Consider the following 14,780-nt stretch of genomic DNA (forward strand, 5'->3'; position numbering starts at 1 on the left):
ACCCGTATGGTTAGCAAGGCGTTAACGATTTGCCGCCCAAAATCCGGGCGTGGCCGAAGGAGTCGGCCAGAAGACCAAGGACGTGAGATGAAGAAGTTTGCGCTGGGGGACGTCGTCAACAGTGACAAGGGCCGCCGCGGTGTGGTTCGCGCCGCCTACAGGTCCAGGGAAGGCCAGCAATTCTACGCCGTCGAGAGGGATGGCGCGATGGATTATCTGGAGGAAGACCGGCTGAGCCCGGCGCCGCGCGTCGAGCTCGCGGCTTAAGTCCAACTCATCTAACGCTCGAGCCGGTCCAGGCGCTCCGACCAGGGGTCGTCTCCGGTCGCGAGGCGATCATTCGTGATCAGCAGCAGGCGATCGCCGCCTGCCGCAGCGTCCCATCGCGGCAGGTCCGCACCGTTCGGATCGCCGCTCTTGGCGAAGTTGATCCAGTAGGCGCGCATGCGGCTTGCGACCGCGCGATCACCGCGTGACAAGATGCCCGCACCCGGCATGCCTTCTGCGCCGAAGATGAACTGCAATTCCCGCCCGTGACCGCCTTCGGGGTTGGCGCGCCGTGCCTCCGGCACATAGGCGAAGCGATAGCGGAAGGTCGGCGCGCCGCTTGCGGCATGCAGCCGCGCCAGCAGTCGCACGGGCTCCGAGAAAACCTTGTCGGTGTAGAACCTTGCCGCGCGGTCCGAAGGTTTGGCGAGATCGGGATAGAGCTTGCGCAGTTCGTCGCTGGTGATACCTGACGATGCCAGCTCCTCCCGGATATCGAGCTCGCTGTCGAAACCCGTCTCGTCATCGTTCGAACCGATGATCATCGGAATGCGGCTCTCACGTCCGGCCGCGAAGCCTGCGGCGACCTCCTCGCTCACCAGACGTCCATCGATCGTCGGCGCAAAACTGCGCGGCGATTTTTCAAGCAGATGTTTTTCGGCGGCAAGCAGGCCTCGCGGTTCGGCTACGCGCAAATCAGCCTGTTGACCAAGCGCCGCGACGAATTGCCGGCCCACAATCTCGGCCTCTTGCGCCGAGCGCAGCCGCGCACGGCCAGGGACCGATTGCAGAATGGCTTTCTGAAAGAGCGCGGGCGATTGCGCACACAGCATCAAAAGCGCGATCGAGGTCGCGCCTGCGCCGCTGCCAAACAAGGTGACGTTGTTTGGATCGCCACCGAAGGCCGCGATGTTGTCGTGCACCCAATGCAATGCGGCGATCTGGTCCATCAGGCCGTAATTGCCGGAGCCGCCTTCCGACAGCGCGGGCTCGGTAAGCCAGCCGAGCGCGCCCAGGCGAAAATTCACGGTCACCACGATGAGGCCGGCCTGCGCCAGCCTGCCGCCGTCGAACAGCGGATCGTTCGCGGTGCCGCGGACGAAAGCGCCGCCGTGGATGAATAGCATCACCGGCAGCGGGCCATCGACCCCGAACGGACGAAACACGTTCAGCGTGAGGCAATCCTCGCTCGCGCCCGGCAGCGACGGCTGAAGGCACGGCGCGCCGTACTTGTAGGCCGTGCGCATCTCCGAACTCTCGGCCGTTGCCTGCGGCGGACGCCAGCGCAGCGGCCCGATCGGCGCGGCCGCATAGGCCAGCCCCTTGAACGACGCCACCTCGCCTTCGACGGCGCCAAGCATCTGTCCTTCACGCGTCAGCGCGAACGGAAATTGGCCGACCGGCTGGGCCACGGCCGAGCCGTTGCAACAGAGGATGACAGACGCCGCAAAAAGCGCGAACACGGACTGCATCTTCGGAGCATCTCGATGCGCGGAAGGGTTCGGTCAGGTTATGTCCGTCGTCCATAGCGAGGCAAGCGCCGCGGCGGCGCCTAGCTGCCCTTGGCGATAAGCTCAGCCAGTGCGTGCCGTGCGATGATGCCGAGTTCACCGAGCGTGGAGTGGCCTGACTGCGCCGCCTCGATCAGGCGCTGGGCGATGAACCTGCGGCTGTCGTGATCGCCGCCATGCGGCAGTTGACGGCACGTCTCCTCCAGGACGACGTCCATGTTCGCTCTGGTTCGCTCACTCAACTCTGTCATGACGCCCTGGATATGCGTGGCTTGTAGCCGCAAGCATACACAGACGGATCATCCATGATTAGCCCGGGTAATCACGGCCATTGTGCATCGCGATGCGTGCATTGAAGCAAGGTTCGCGCGGCCATGATGACGCCGCAAACAGCTACCGAAGATTGCACTTGCTCTGATGACAAGCCGAGCCTGCGGCGATAGCCTGCCGGCAAAACAAAACATAGGGGAGGAAATACCATGCCTGACGCAATGGTTGCTGCACGTGCCTCTGACGCGGGTCGCGGAGCCAGTCAGCAGGTCGATGTTGCCGTGGTGGGGGCCGGGTTTGCCGGCCTCTATCTTCTCCATCGGCTGCGCAAGGCCGGCCTCACGGCGGTCGCCCTCGAAGAAGCCGGCGATGTCGGCGGCACCTGGTACTGGAACCGTTATCCCGGCGCGCGCTGCGATATCCAGACCATCGATTACAGCTATACGTTCGATCCGGAACTCGACAAGGCCTGGACCTGGTCGGAAAAATACGCCGCCCAGCCCGAGATCCTGCGCTATCTCGGCTTCGTCGCCGACCGCTACGATCTCAGGCGCGACATCCGCTTCAAGACCAAGGTGACCGAAGCCAAATGGGACGAAGCGACCGAACGCTGGCAGCTCACCACCGACAATGGCGCACCGGTCTCCTGCCGCCATTACATCATGGCCACCGGGTGCCTTTCCGCGCCAAAGCCGCCCGAGATCGACGGCGTCAAGGATTTTGGCGGGGAGGTCTATTTCACCGGACGCTGGCCTCATGACGGCGTCAATCTCGCCGGCAAGCGCGTCGCCGTGATCGGCACGGGCTCATCGGCCATCCAGTCGATCCCGCTGATCGCCGAGCAGGCCGCGCATCTGACCGTATTCCAGCGCACGCCGAATTTCGCGCTGCCGGCGGGTAACGGTCCGGCGCCGGAGGATCGCAAGACCTTCTTCGAAAGCGACCGCGCCGCATATCGCGATCAAGCACGCTTGTCGATGACGGGCGTGCCGTATCCGCAGCAGACGGTGGTGAGTTGGCAGTTGAGCGATGCCGAGCGTCGCGAGCGCTTCGAACGCGCCTGGGCCGCCGGCGACCTCGTCCACATCCTGACCCAGCTCTGGGCCGACCAGGGCGTGGATGTCGATGGCAATGCGCTGATCGGCGAGCTGATCCGCGAGAAGATCGGCACTGCCGTGAAGGATCCGGAGACGGCGGCGGCACTGATGCCCCACGATCATCCCTTCGGCGCAAAACGCCCCTGCCTCGACACCAACTACTACGCGACCTACAACCGGCCGAACGTCACGCTGGTCAATCTGCGCCAGGAGCCGATCAAGGCGATCACCGCAAGCGGCATCACGACGGCCAAGCGCAGCGTCGACGTCGATGTCATCGTGTTCGCGACCGGCTTCGACGCCATGACCGGCGCGATCCGCGCCGTGCATCCGATCACCGGACGTGGCGGCAAATCGCTCAGCGATGTCTGGGCACAGGGACCGCAGTCCTATCTCGGGCTCACTGTCGAGGGCTTTCCGAACTTCTTCATGATCACCGGCCCCGGCAGCCCGTCGGTGCTGTCGAACATGGCGGTGTCGATCGAGCAGCATGTGGACTGGGTCGTCGACCGGCTCAAGGCATTGCGCGACGCCGGCTTCACCACGATCGAGCCGACCGAGACGGCGCAGGCCGGCTGGGGCCGGCACATGGCCGACTGCTCGATGGTGACGCTGCACCGGCTCGCCAACACCTGGTACACGGGCGCCAACGTGCCCGGCAAGGTGCAGGGCCTGATGCCCTATACCGGCGGCGTCGGCCCTTATCGCAGCATCTGCGACGAGGTCACGAGCCGCGGCATGCTCGGCTTCAAGCTGACCGGCCCCAACGTTGCCGCGCAATGCAATGACGGCGAAGTGGTGCGCCTGCAGCCGGATGTGCGGCTGGTGCTGAACCTGTTGGCGTCGCTGAATCTGCCGCAGATCGAGTCGATGGGCGCGATCGGTGCCCGCGCCTTCGTCGACGAGTTCAACAAGGGCCGGCCTGCGGGACGGCCGATCGGCGACATCGTCGACGGCACCCTGCCCGGCACCGACGGCCCGCTGTCGTACCGCGTGTACCGGCCGGCGACGCCGGGGCCGCATCCGGTCGTGGTCTATTTCCACGGCGGCGGCTGGGTGCTCGGCGACGAGCAGTCGGACGATCCGTTCTGCCGCGACATGGTGCGGCGGACCGGCATGATGCTCGTCAGCGTCGGCTATCGTCATGCGCCCGAGCATCGTTTCCCGGCCGCAGCCGAAGACGGCTATGCAGCGACGCGCTGGATCGCCGAGCACGCCGCCGAGCTCGGCGGCAAGCCGGGCCCGGTGCTGGTCGCAGGCTGGAGCGCCGGCGGCAACATCGCCGCCGTCACTTGTCAGCTCGCACGCGATCGCGGCGGCCCGGAGATTGCCGGCCAGCTCCTGATCTGCCCGGTCACCGACTGCACATTCGATCGTCCCTCCTATAACGACAATGCGACCGGCTATTTCCTGACCCGCTCGCTGATGTACTGGTTCTGGGATCTCTACTGTTCGCCAGCCGACCGCACCGATCCGCGCGTCTCGCCGCTCCGCGGCAAGGTTGCGGGCCTGCCGCCGGCCTTCGTCGTCACCTGCGAATTCGATCCCCTGCGCGACGAGGGCATCGCCTACGCCGAGGCAATGGCGGCCGCCGGCGTCCCGGTCGAGCAACTTAGGGCGCGCGGTCATTTCCACTCGTCCTTCGCCATGGTGGACGTGGTGATCACCGGGGTCTCCGGCCGGGTGCAGATGGCCGAGGCGTTGCGGCGCTTCGCCGGGCTTCCGCCAAAGGTCGGTCGCGGCGACGAGATCAGCCACGGTCACGCCAGCCCGGAGCCCAGAATTGCGGCGGCCGCGAGCTGACAAAGACAAAGCGGCCGGGAACTTTTTCCCGGCCGCTGCGTTTTGTGGGGCGGCACCCGTGTAATGGAGTGCGTGTTGCGTGAGGTGGGGCGATGGGCGACGTGGTTGCGGATTCAAAGGTTGATTTCGGCGCGGCTGCGGCCCTGTATAAATGGCCTTCGCTTGCGAACCAGCGCCGGCCGGACCGAGATTCCTATCAGGTGAGCCAAGGCACTCTGGACGAATGCATCTCGGCTTTCATGGAGAAGCCGGCGACGACCAGGCATCTCTATGAGATTCACACGGCGGCGCAGCCGTCGCTGGTCACGGATATCCTCTCGCCCGAGCACGTCACCGAGCTATCGCGGCTCAGGGAATATCTCTGATTGCCTGCAGACGCCGAAGCTGCATGCACACGACAAGCTTCTCACAAAGCAGGAACCTTCTTCCGGTTTTACCCGTTAGTGGTGATCGGAAGCGAAGGTGTGAGTGCTTCACATGCTTGAAGCCGGCGTGCCAGCCCAGGTCGTGCCCTATGGCGCAGATCAGACCTTGTTCGTGGTGATCGATCGCCTCGACAAGGCGACTGAAATCCGCATCGAGCGAAGCGATCTCGACGCCACCATCGGCGAGCTCGTCGCCGGCTGCTTCAACGATCCCATCCAGGTCATCTCGTTCAACACGCTCGAGCACTGGATGAAAGACATCTCGACCGACGTCGCCGGTGAGATTCGGGCGCGCTGCGACATCGATGGCGTGAGGCTGCCCGATTATCTCAGCGACTTCGTCGAAAGCTATAGCTGAGCGCGCGCTACTTCGATTGCTCAGACGAGGAAGCGAGGCGTATGCGCTCAGCGCATGGATGATGAGAATCAGGCGCGCCGGTGCTTGCCGGCGATGACCTCGATCTCGCGGCGGCGTTCGCCCGCGAAGCTCAGGAGCTTTTCGATCGTCACGGTATCCGTGATCCGTTTGGCGAGCCGCTCGGCGCGTGTGGCCTGATCTTCGAGATACTGGATCGTGTTCAAACGCCGCCCCCCAAGAGCCCCGATTTGGAGTCCGGAATTGTTTGGATGTCGATCGTGCGTCGGAGGCGGCTAACAGCCGGTTAAGCACAGCGTCGGAAATCGATGAGAATCGCGCTTTATTGCACGACGTCGAGCCGGACATTGGTGACGCCCTTGTCGACCATGCCGAGCGCCTCAGCCGCAGAGGGAGAGATGTCGACCACGCGTCCGCGAACATAAGGCCCGCGATCGTTGATCCTGACGGTCACGAAGCGACCAGAGGAGACATCGGTGACGCGCAGCTTCGTGCCGAACGGCAGGGAGGGATGGGCCGCGGTCAATTCGTTCTTGTCGAACCTCTCGCCGCTCGCGGTCTCCGTATCCGAATAGAAGCTGGCAACGCCATGCGAGGCTGTTTGCTTTGCGTCTCCGTCGGGGACGCGCACCCGGCTGATCGGCCGTGGATGCAGTGCCGCCACCCTGTGCGGGCGCTCGACCGTGGCCTGCCGGCTGGTGCCCACCAGATCGGCCTTCTGGCGGCCGACCGGCGATTGCGCACACGCCGCAAGCGACGCCGCACCGGCGATGGCGAGCAGCAACCGGCACGAGGTTGCCAGCGAAATCCGGGTATTTTCGGCACGTGCAAAGCGAGACATGATGCGCCCTCCGAACGGCCCGAGTTTCGGCCGGCAATGAGGGCAGAACCTTGTCGGAACAAAAGCGGGTCGGAGGCCGCAGCCGTTTCGTGTTTAGCTGTGACGATTCCACCACACTGGCTTGCCCTGAATCGAGACAGGCTCGTGAGATAAGTCCGATACAACGTGCCAGACGATGCGCGGCCCCGGCTGAACCTCGGAAGGCTTGGTGTCACCCTTCAGGAGCCGCGCGAGTTCGCGCCGATAGAGCCACTGCCAGCCTGTCTTGAGGCTGGCGAGAAAGTCGAGCTCCCGCTGTGTCAGTGTGCACATCTCGAACCCGATCCGGTTGCAAAGCCGCGCTATCAGCCGACGAGGCCACCCATCGGTCTGACATCGGCGCTGCCGGGGAAGACCGCATCGGCCAGCACCTTTTCCTCGACGCGCAGATGATCCCTCAGCAGGCCCTTCAACACCGCGCGCAAATCCGTGGTCGGCTTGAGATCGCGATCCTCGAAGAGATGCGCCGGCTTCAGGCCAGGCCAGTCCGCGATCACGCGGCCGCCGGCGAGCGCGCCGCCGATCAGGAAAGCGACCGTGCCGGTGCCGTGATCCGTACCCTGCGTCCCGTTGATGCGCACGGTGCGCCCGAACTCGGTGACGACGGCGACCACCGTCTCTCGCCAGGCCTCGCCCATGTTGCTCTCGATTGCGGCGAATGCGCCGTCGAGCGCGCCGAGCAGATTGTAGAGCTGGCCCGCGGCCGCGCCTTCGGCGATGTGCGTGTCCCAGCCGACGAAGCCCATGGCGCCGACACGCGGACCATCGGGCTTTGCGAGATAGCGCGCGGCGGTGCCAGCGGCTTCGGCAAAATAGGCGCGCACGCGCGCGATGCCGGGCGGCGCCAGCGTCGGATCGTCGGACATCGGATCGCCCGTGCCCGGTGCGCCGCCGAGCGAGGCGAGCTTCATGCGGGCCTGGAGCACGGTCGCAAGCTTCGGATCGGTGTGCTGGTAGAGATCGAGCAGGCGGTTCTGCGTGTCCTCGCTCGCCGGCAGCAATTTCTGCGGCACCCATGTCATGACAGGCGCCGAGCCGCGCACCACCAGCGGCGTCACCGAGCCAATGCCGAGTGCGCGGCTGCCGCGCGGGTCGACACGCCCGCCCGATTCCAGCGCGAGCAGCGCGCGGTTGAGCCATCCCGAGTTGGTCATGCCGGGCTTGACGAACCCGCTCTCCAGCACGTCCTGGCCGTCGAAATGCGAGCGCTCGCGATAGGGCGTCGCGGTGGCGTGGACGATCGCAGCCTTGCCGGTCTTGTAGAGCCGATGCAGGTTCGGCATCGCCGGATTGAGCGCGAAGAAGGCATCGAGCGGCAGCGCCGGCGTCTTGCCGTCCAGCACCAGCGCGCGATCGCCGCGCAAGGAGATCCAGTCGGGATCGCCGACCGGCGCGACCGCACCGAGACCATCGAGCGCACCGCGCAGCACGATGACCAGCAGGCGCGGATCGCGCCCTTCGGCGCGCGCAATCCGCGGCATTTGGCTCCATGCGAACAGCGCTCCGGAACCGACGAGAAGCTCGCGCCGCGTGGGCAAATGATTGACGAAGCCCATACTCACCTCCTCAGAAAATCCGCCGACATGAACAGCAGCGCCAGAGCCTGCTGCCGGCTCTCGGCACGCCCGACCGCCTGCTTCACCTCGGGCGCGATCTCGGACGCGAAGACATCCTCGATGATGGCTTGCGGATCCGCCGTGGCCGCCACGCGCTCGGCAAAATTATTGGCAATGTCGAGCCTTCGGCCAACGCCGTCGATCCAGCTTGCCTCGTCATCCGGATATCCCTTGGGCGCCGACGGGCGCCACAGTCCCTCGCCGAGCAGGTCCTGGCCGCCGGTGAAGCGCGTGGGATCGACTTCCCTGATGCCGGTTGCGCGCACCATGCCGACGACCCATTCGCCGGGACGCTTGAGTTTTGACGGCGGCCCGCGCCACGCTTCGTCTGACGAGACCAGCGCGATCGCGACCTGCTTGAGATCGCCCTCGGTGTCGCAAAAGGCTTTTGCCATCTGCGCGACGAGCGCCGGCGGCGGTTCGTCTGCCACGAAATGGCGCGCGAGTTTTGTCGCGACATGGGTCGCGGTTGCCGGATGCGCGGCGAGGTCGCGCAGCACGGCGCGGCCCTGCTCGGCATCGTCCTGCTCGTAGCGCTTGCCGAGCACGGTCTGTCCGCCGGGCTCGTGCAGCCGCGGATTGAAGATGAACTCGCCACCGTGCTCGGGATTGTCTCCGGGCGGAACAAGCGTCCATCCCGTCAGCACATTGGCAAAGCCGATGACGTCGTCCTGGCTGTAGCCGGTACGCACGCCGAGCGTATGCAGCTCCATGATTTCGCGCGCAATGTTCTCGTTCAGGCCGCGGCTGCGGTTGATGCCGGCAATCGAGTTCGCGCCCATCGAGCCGAGATTGTCGAGATAGAACAGCATCGCCGGATGGCCCTCGACGGCCTGAAGCAGATCGACGAAGTGACCGAGCGCATTGGCGCGAACGGCCTCGCGCTCGTAAGCACCCGACATGCTCTGGATCTTGTAGGCCGAGATGCAGAAATGGTTGGACCAGAACCACACCAGCCGCTCGGCGAAGCCGATGTCGGCGCCGAGCGCGGCTTCGGTCCGCAGCTTGGCTTCCTGCAAATACATGGGACGTCCGGGATCGGGAACGGCTTCGGCCGCCTGCTTGGCTGCCATCTCAGCCCCGTCCTTCTCCTGACCCTGCGCTGGCCCTTGCGTCTGCGTTTGCTCTTCCGACATGACCGGCGCGGACGCCGTCTGCTGCTTCTTCGCCTGCTGCTGGGCCTGCTTGGCGCGGGCCGTTCGCCGCGCATTGGCGTCGGCCACCGTGCGATAGGCTTTCGCACTGGAGGGCAGGCTGGCGGCTGCGGCAAGCGCGAGCGGGCGATCGAGTTCGGCGATCAGCGCGCCGCGCGGGTCGCTGCCGAGAGCGGCGATTGATCCGGGCCGCGGCCCCATCCCGAAGCGATGAAGCGCCAGCACAGCTTCGGCCTTTGCAGAATTGCTCATGGCGAATGCCCACTTCTTCGAGCCTGCCCGACAATGCGCCGCACGAAGCTACGAACTGTAATGCTACAAATCGTAGCATTCGCAGAATAGACTCGCAAGCGGAGATTGAGACCTCGCCCTCAAGACGTCGGAGGCCTCGGTCCGGCAGACCGGCAGCGGTTCTAGAAATTGGGCCCAAGCGCGATCTTCGTGATCGTGCCGTTCCTGACACCGATCCGCCATTCCGCCGAGCCGTTGGCGAACTGGGCGATGTAGATGTCGCTGTCGAGCGCGGTGACGCCGCGGAACGAGACCGCACGCAGCGCGCCAAGCTTCGCCAGGATCGCCTGGTCGAACGGAAGCTGCTGGCGCGTGATGTCGGCGACTTCCGATGTCATGTGCTCGTAGTCCGGCTGTCCCTTGCCGACGCCCTCGATGTAGCGGCGCAGCATCTCCTCGCCATTGGCGATCGGAACGGCACGGCGCGCGGCGCGTCCGGGCTTTGCGCCGATGTTCGAAGCCTCGACATTGTGGAACCGCGTCTGCCGGCCCGGCATCAGGACCTCGAGGCACCGCCCCGACTTGTCAGCGATCACCCAGGGATTGTTCACGGTGGTCGTGGCAGCCCAGCTCATGTTGGGCCTGACCACGCTTTGCGTCTTGCGATTGCCGTCGGTATCGAGATTGAAGACGCGGATGTCGTCGCCCATCTCGTTGTAGACCATGATCCGGACCGGCGAGGTGCCGGCACGGCCGCGCACATTCGCCTCCTCCGCGCAGGAGACGATGCCGCCGAGCTCGTCATTGCCATCGGCCCGGAAGATGACGTCGCCGGCCTTGCCGTCGGGCTCGAGCAGCAGGCGGAATTCCGCGGTGCCGTTCTCGAACTTGGCGCCATAGATGTCGTAGCCGCCGGGCCCGACGCCGCGGAAGAACAGCGACTCCACCGGGCCGAGGCCGACCAACGTCGCATGTAGTTCGTCGACCTGGCGGTGGACCTTGGCGGCGAGTGGTGCGCTCATGCGGTCGTAGTTCGGCGTCCCAAGGCGCAGATCCTCGATCCCGCGCAGGATCATTTCCTTGCCGCCCGCGACCGGAACCTGCTCGCGGAAACGATCCGGGACTTCCGCGACACGACGCGCGAAGTCGGCCTCGATCGCCTGCGCCAGCGCCGCATCAATCCGCGGCGCGAGACGGGCGCCGAAGACTGCGTTCTGGACCAGCACGCGCGAGACCTTGGCTTGGTCGTCGCGCAGGAAAATCAGGAGATTGTCGCCATGGATCGAGAAGACGTCGGCACCTTCGGCGAGGAGCGCCGCCCGGCCCTGCACGGTTTCATGAACCTGGAGCCGGTCGCCGTCGCGGCGCACGGTGAGCACGCGGTTCGGCGCGACCCTGTACCAGCCGACATATTGATCGAGCGATGCGGAATCGGCCGCCGCCGTCGGCATCTCGGCGACGCGAACCGCGCGTATGTCGCGGCCGTTCATGCGCAGCATCAGTTCGGCCGAACGACGCTCGGCATCGAGCGGGAACGTGATCTCGCCGGAGGAGGCCGCGTAGGACGCGGTACCGTCGCTCCCGACAGTCAGGCGCAATTTGCGCTGCCCGGTGAGCTGGCCGTAAAGCTCGTCACCGTCCCGGAAGATCGCGAACACCGAAGCCGGGCCCATGGCATAGAAATTGACGAAGGGACGGTAATGCTGGGCCGGCACCTCGCCGGTATCCGCGGCGAGGGGCGCCGGGTCCGGCGTGCGATAGGCGATCATGCCGGCGGATACGATCACGGCCGGTACGATCGCGGCCGCAATCCAAAGCCGCTTGCGCCAGCCGACTGCGACGGGCATGGCGGCGGCCGCGATAATGCGCTCGACGCGGGCGCGCACGGTCGAGGCCCGCGCCATCGCAAGCTCGACCGGTCGCGGTCTTACGGTGCTTGCAAACTCAAGCAGGATTTCCGCATAGGACAGCCGGTCGTCGATCACCTCGATCGCCTCAGCGTCGCTGATGATCTCGGCGAGCTCGGCGAGGTGCGCGAGCTGCCACCACGAGAACGGGCTGAACCAGAACACCGCGCGGTTGAGGGACGCGAGCAAGAGAACGTAGAAATCGCGGTTGGCGACGTGCGCGCCCTCGTGCGCGAGCACCGCGAGCCGCTTCTTCGCGTCCCAGCCGGAAAATTGCGGCGGCACCAGAATGGTCGAGCCGAAGGTAACGGGACCACCAACGTCGCAGCTGACGCGCACATCAGCGTCGATCATCAGCGGGCCCTTCATCGGCTTCGCGACGCGCGCCAGACGCCAGGTCAGGCAAAGGCCGATAGCGAGCCGCAGCAGCAACAGGCCGGCGACGCCGGCATAGACAATAGTGGCGACCAGCCACCAATCGATCGAGAACCCGCTCTTGGCCGGTGGAACAATCGCCGGACCGGGCGCGACCGGAGGTGTCGGCTGCGGCATCTCCAGCGTCGACATGTCGGCCGGCAGAAAATCATCCGGCATGGATACCGGCAAGGGCAGCCGGGTAATCGTGAGCGTCGGCCAATGCATCACGAAGGGCATCGCAAGCGACGCCAGCAGCACGACGACCCATGCCGTCATGTGGACGTGCGGATTGCGCACCCGAAAAAGATTGAGGCCGAACCAGACGACGCCTCCCAGCATAAGGGAGCGCAGCGCCGCCTCCGCCAGAGTTGCGATCATTCTTTCTTCACTCCCCTCGCCTTCTTCGCCTTGGCTACCTGATCGGCCAGCGTGCGCAATTGCTGCTGGTCGAGCATCGCATTGTCGACCATGCCGACGAGAACCTCTTCGATCGAGCCGTTGCAGAACCAATCGACGATGCGCTGCACCGCCTTGGCTGCAACCCGCGAGCGTTCTTCAGCCGCGTGGTAGACATAGGTCCGTCCGTCCACGGTGTGCCGAGCATAGCCTTTTTCTTCCAGCCGGCGCAGCACCGTGCGGACCGTGGATTCCTTCAGACGCCGCGACAGCCGCTCGCGCACGATTTCGGCCGTAACAGGACCATGGGCCCAAACCAGTTGCATGACCTCGTGCTCGAGGTCGCCCAGATCGGGCAAACGATCGTCCATGGCGGCTTACCTTGCTTCGAATTTTCTTGTAGCGCTACAGAACGTCGCATATACGGCCGCGCCGCGCAACGGCGTTTCCACCTGAAATCGTGTCGCGTGCTGACCTAACTAGGCGCGTTGCGACGCGCGGGGGCGGTGCGCTCCCTCTCCCGCTTGCGGGAGAGGGTTGGGGTGAGGGTGTCTCCGCAGTGGGACTTCCCAAGAGGATAGAGCCCTCACCCGGCGCAAGCGCGCCGACCTCTCCCGCAAGCGGGAGAGGTGACCGGGCCAGCCGCCAGATCGAGTCAATCAAAAGTCATCACGCTTAGTATTTCGGCTCGTACATCTGCGACTGGACCAGGCCTTTCACGTCGTTCGGCGCGGGTCCGTCCGCGAGCCCGCGCTGAAAAGCGACGTCGGCGACGGCGGCGGCGATGCGAACCGAGACCTCGCGGATGCGCGGCAGCGCCGGGTAGAGGCTGCCCTGCGCAAGATCGTCCTTGCCGACGCAATTGGCGAGCGTATGGGCGGCGGCCATGAACATCTCGTCCGTCACCAGCCGTGAACGGCTGGCGATGACGCCGAGGCCGACGCCCGGGAAGATGTAGGAGTTGTTGCCCTGGCGCGGCACGAAGGTGCGGCCGTCGAGCTTGACCGGGTCATACGGGCTGCCGCAGGCAAACAGCGCGCGGCCCGCGGTGTAGCGGTAGGCATCTTCCGCAGAACATTCGGCTTTCGAGGTCGGGTTGGAGAGCGCGAACACGATCGGCTGCTCGTTGAGCTCGGCCATTGCCTTGAGCACGTCGGGTGTGAAGGCGCCGCCGACCGCGGCAACGCCGATGATAGCCGTCGGCTTCAGCGTCTTGATCGCGGTAAGGAAGTCGGCGATCGGCGCCTGATCGGCATGGGCATAACGGAGCTTGTGACCGGAGAGGCCTTCGCGGCTGCTAACGACAAGACCGCGCGAATCCACCAGCCAGTTGCGGCGGAGCGCTTCCGCCTCCGAGGCGCCCTCGGCCATCATGGCGGAGACCACGAGGTCGGCGATGCCGGTCGCAGCCTCGCCTGCGCCAAGGAACAGGATACGCTGATCCCTGAGCTTGCCGCCGTTGATGCGCAAGGCCGAGAAAAGGCCGGCGAGCGCCACCGCTGCGGTGCCCTGGATGTCGTCGTTGAAGACGCAGGCGTCATCCCGATATTTGTGCAGCAGCTTGAACGCCGAATGATTGGCGAAATCCTCGAACTGGATCAGCACACCGGGGAAGGTCTTTCGCGCGGCGACCATGAATTCGTCGACGAAGCTGTCATAAGCCTCGCCGGTGAGCCGCCGCTCGCGCAGGCCGAGATAATAGGGATCGTTCAGGAGCTCTTCGTTGTTGGTGCCGACATCGAGCACGATCGGCAGGCACAGTTCGGGATGCACGCCGGCGCAGGCCGAATAGAGCGAGAGTTTTCCGACCGGAATGCCCATGCCGTTGGCGCCGAGATCGCCGAGGCCCAGGATGCGCTCGCCGTCGGTGACGACGATCAGCTTGGCTGGGTAAGGCCAGTTCTTCAGGATTTCGCCGATCTGGCCCCGATCGCGCGAGGATATGAACATGCCCCGTGGCCGCTGGAAGATCAGGCCGTATTTCTGGCAGGCGAGCCCGACCGTCGGCGTGTAGATGATAGGCTGGATCTCGTCGATATTGTCGACGACGACGCGGAAGAAAAGCGCCTCGTTGCGGTCGTGCAGCGCATTCAGCGCGACGTATTTCTCGAGATCGGTCGGCAGCGTGCGCAGATTGGTGAGCACGCGCTCGACCTGGGTCTCCATCGTCAGCACGCAAGGCGGCAGCAGGCCACGCAAGCCGAGCGCGTCGCGGTCCTGCGCCGTGAAGGCGGTGCCCTTGTTGAGCAAGGGATCGCGCAGCAGCGTCATGCCGTGCGCGGTGTCGGATGACGTCGAATGGGTGCTGACCCGAGCAGGTCTATTCACGAATTCCCCCAGGGAGTTTCTTGTTGAGCCGCAATCATTGTCGGCCACCCCTCACCTGATATCAAGGACGTAGAAACTCAGGCATTGATTGTGATCTCGCAC

General features: G+C 65.2%; 14 protein-coding genes. 4 read left to right on the plus strand and 10 right to left on the minus strand.

The features are described 5' to 3' along the window. Window positions 1–87: 87 nt before the first annotated feature. Window positions 88–267: a hypothetical protein gene (locus tag IVB27_RS06730; RefSeq protein WP_247329577.1), complete on the plus strand. Its 180-nt coding sequence runs from the start codon at window positions 88–90 to the stop codon at window positions 265–267. Window positions 268–278: 11 nt separating this feature from the next. On the opposite strand, the gene IVB27_RS06735 is transcribed toward IVB27_RS06730, so the two are convergent. Together IVB27_RS06735 and IVB27_RS06740 are read right to left on the minus strand one after the other, a co-directional pair. After that, window positions 279–1,739 carry a carboxylesterase/lipase family protein gene (locus IVB27_RS06735; protein WP_247442316.1) on the minus strand — a complete coding sequence of 487 codons (1,461 nt, stop codon included), beginning with the start codon at window positions 1,737–1,739 and terminating at the stop codon, window positions 279–281. 80 nt (window positions 1,740–1,819) lie between these two features. Next, entirely contained in the window at window positions 1,820–1,996 is a 177-nt protein-coding gene (locus tag IVB27_RS06740) for a hypothetical protein (RefSeq protein WP_247341430.1), read from the minus strand. Between the two features lie 261 nt (window positions 1,997–2,257). Between IVB27_RS06740 and IVB27_RS06745 the strand changes: the two genes are divergently transcribed. The 3 genes from IVB27_RS06745 (at window position 2,258) to IVB27_RS06755 (ending at window position 5,731) form a co-directional block, all read left to right on the plus strand. Then, complete coding sequence (locus IVB27_RS06745; protein WP_247442318.1) at window positions 2,258–4,948, plus strand: flavin-containing monooxygenase; 2,691 nt, start codon at window positions 2,258–2,260, stop codon at window positions 4,946–4,948. A gap of 92 nt (window positions 4,949–5,040) precedes the next feature. Beyond that, complete coding sequence (locus IVB27_RS06750) at window positions 5,041–5,313, plus strand: hypothetical protein (RefSeq protein ID WP_247442320.1); 273 nt, start codon at window positions 5,041–5,043, stop codon at window positions 5,311–5,313. A 112-nt stretch (window positions 5,314–5,425) separates the two neighbouring features. Beyond that, on the plus strand, window positions 5,426–5,731 hold the full coding sequence (locus tag IVB27_RS06755; RefSeq protein WP_247341423.1) for a hypothetical protein: 306 nt from the start codon (window positions 5,426–5,428) through the stop codon (window positions 5,729–5,731). A 68-nt stretch (window positions 5,732–5,799) separates the two neighbouring features. Here IVB27_RS06755 and IVB27_RS06760 read toward each other — a convergent pair whose 3' ends face one another. From IVB27_RS06760 to IVB27_RS06795, 8 genes are all read right to left on the minus strand, one after another. Then, window positions 5,800–5,955: a hypothetical protein gene (locus IVB27_RS06760; RefSeq protein ID WP_247442322.1), complete on the minus strand. Its 156-nt coding sequence runs from the start codon at window positions 5,953–5,955 to the stop codon at window positions 5,800–5,802. A 116-nt stretch (window positions 5,956–6,071) separates the two neighbouring features. Next, the gene (locus IVB27_RS06765; RefSeq protein WP_247442323.1) at window positions 6,072–6,590 is read right to left on the minus strand and encodes a septal ring lytic transglycosylase RlpA family protein; all 519 of its coding nucleotides are present in this window, start codon (window positions 6,588–6,590) and stop codon (window positions 6,072–6,074) included. A gap of 93 nt (window positions 6,591–6,683) precedes the next feature. After that, the gene (locus IVB27_RS06770) at window positions 6,684–6,902 is read right to left on the minus strand and encodes a hypothetical protein (RefSeq protein WP_247442325.1); all 219 of its coding nucleotides are present in this window, start codon (window positions 6,900–6,902) and stop codon (window positions 6,684–6,686) included. 32 nt (window positions 6,903–6,934) lie between these two features. After that, window positions 6,935–8,185 (minus strand): DUF1501 domain-containing protein, encoded by a 1,251-nt coding sequence (locus IVB27_RS06775; RefSeq protein WP_247442327.1) that lies wholly within the window; start codon window positions 8,183–8,185, stop codon window positions 6,935–6,937. Between the two features lie 2 nt (window positions 8,186–8,187). After that, window positions 8,188–9,651 (minus strand): DUF1800 domain-containing protein, encoded by a 1,464-nt coding sequence (locus IVB27_RS06780; RefSeq protein ID WP_247442330.1) that lies wholly within the window; start codon window positions 9,649–9,651, stop codon window positions 8,188–8,190. A 161-nt stretch (window positions 9,652–9,812) separates the two neighbouring features. Continuing rightward, window positions 9,813–12,332 (minus strand): M56 family metallopeptidase, encoded by a 2,520-nt coding sequence (locus IVB27_RS06785; protein WP_247442332.1) that lies wholly within the window; start codon window positions 12,330–12,332, stop codon window positions 9,813–9,815. Continuing rightward, window positions 12,329–12,721 carry a BlaI/MecI/CopY family transcriptional regulator gene (locus IVB27_RS06790; RefSeq protein ID WP_247341405.1) on the minus strand — a complete coding sequence of 131 codons (393 nt, stop codon included), beginning with the start codon at window positions 12,719–12,721 and terminating at the stop codon, window positions 12,329–12,331. Before IVB27_RS06790 ends, IVB27_RS06785 begins: the two co-directional genes overlap by 4 nt. Before the next feature lie 304 nt (window positions 12,722–13,025). Continuing rightward, complete coding sequence (locus IVB27_RS06795) at window positions 13,026–14,678, minus strand: NAD-dependent malic enzyme (protein ID WP_345946839.1); 1,653 nt, start codon at window positions 14,676–14,678, stop codon at window positions 13,026–13,028. Between the last annotated feature and the right edge of the window lie 102 nt (window positions 14,679–14,780).

The sequence above is a fragment of the Bradyrhizobium sp. 197 genome, assembly GCF_023073375.1.
In the GTDB taxonomy this organism is placed as follows: domain Bacteria; phylum Pseudomonadota; class Alphaproteobacteria; order Rhizobiales; family Xanthobacteraceae; genus Bradyrhizobium.

Excerpts from the sequence above, each read along its gene's own strand:
- IVB27_RS06765 (WP_247442323.1), bottom strand. The coding sequence starts at position 6,590 with ATGTCTCGCTTTGCACGTGCCGAAAATACCCGGATTTCGCTGGCAACC.
- IVB27_RS06745 (WP_247442318.1), top strand. The coding sequence starts at position 2,258 with ATGCCTGACGCAATGGTTGCTGCACGTGCCTCTGACGCGGGTCGCGGA.
- IVB27_RS06775 (WP_247442327.1), bottom strand. The coding sequence starts at position 8,185 with ATGGGCTTCGTCAATCATTTGCCCACGCGGCGCGAGCTTCTCGTCGGT.
- IVB27_RS06785 (WP_247442332.1), bottom strand. The coding sequence starts at position 12,332 with ATGATCGCAACTCTGGCGGAGGCGGCGCTGCGCTCCCTTATGCTGGGA.
- IVB27_RS06780 (WP_247442330.1), bottom strand. The coding sequence starts at position 9,651 with ATGAGCAATTCTGCAAAGGCCGAAGCTGTGCTGGCGCTTCATCGCTTC.
- IVB27_RS06770 (WP_247442325.1), bottom strand. The coding sequence starts at position 6,902 with ATGTGCACACTGACACAGCGGGAGCTCGACTTTCTCGCCAGCCTCAAG.
- IVB27_RS06790 (WP_247341405.1), bottom strand. The coding sequence starts at position 12,721 with ATGGACGATCGTTTGCCCGATCTGGGCGACCTCGAGCACGAGGTCATG.
- IVB27_RS06750 (WP_247442320.1), top strand. The coding sequence starts at position 5,041 with ATGGGCGACGTGGTTGCGGATTCAAAGGTTGATTTCGGCGCGGCTGCG.
- IVB27_RS06730 (WP_247329577.1), top strand. The coding sequence starts at position 88 with ATGAAGAAGTTTGCGCTGGGGGACGTCGTCAACAGTGACAAGGGCCGC.
- IVB27_RS06740 (WP_247341430.1), bottom strand. The coding sequence starts at position 1,996 with ATGGACGTCGTCCTGGAGGAGACGTGCCGTCAACTGCCGCATGGCGGC.
- IVB27_RS06755 (WP_247341423.1), top strand. The coding sequence starts at position 5,426 with ATGCTTGAAGCCGGCGTGCCAGCCCAGGTCGTGCCCTATGGCGCAGAT.
- IVB27_RS06735 (WP_247442316.1), bottom strand. The coding sequence starts at position 1,739 with ATGCAGTCCGTGTTCGCGCTTTTTGCGGCGTCTGTCATCCTCTGTTGC.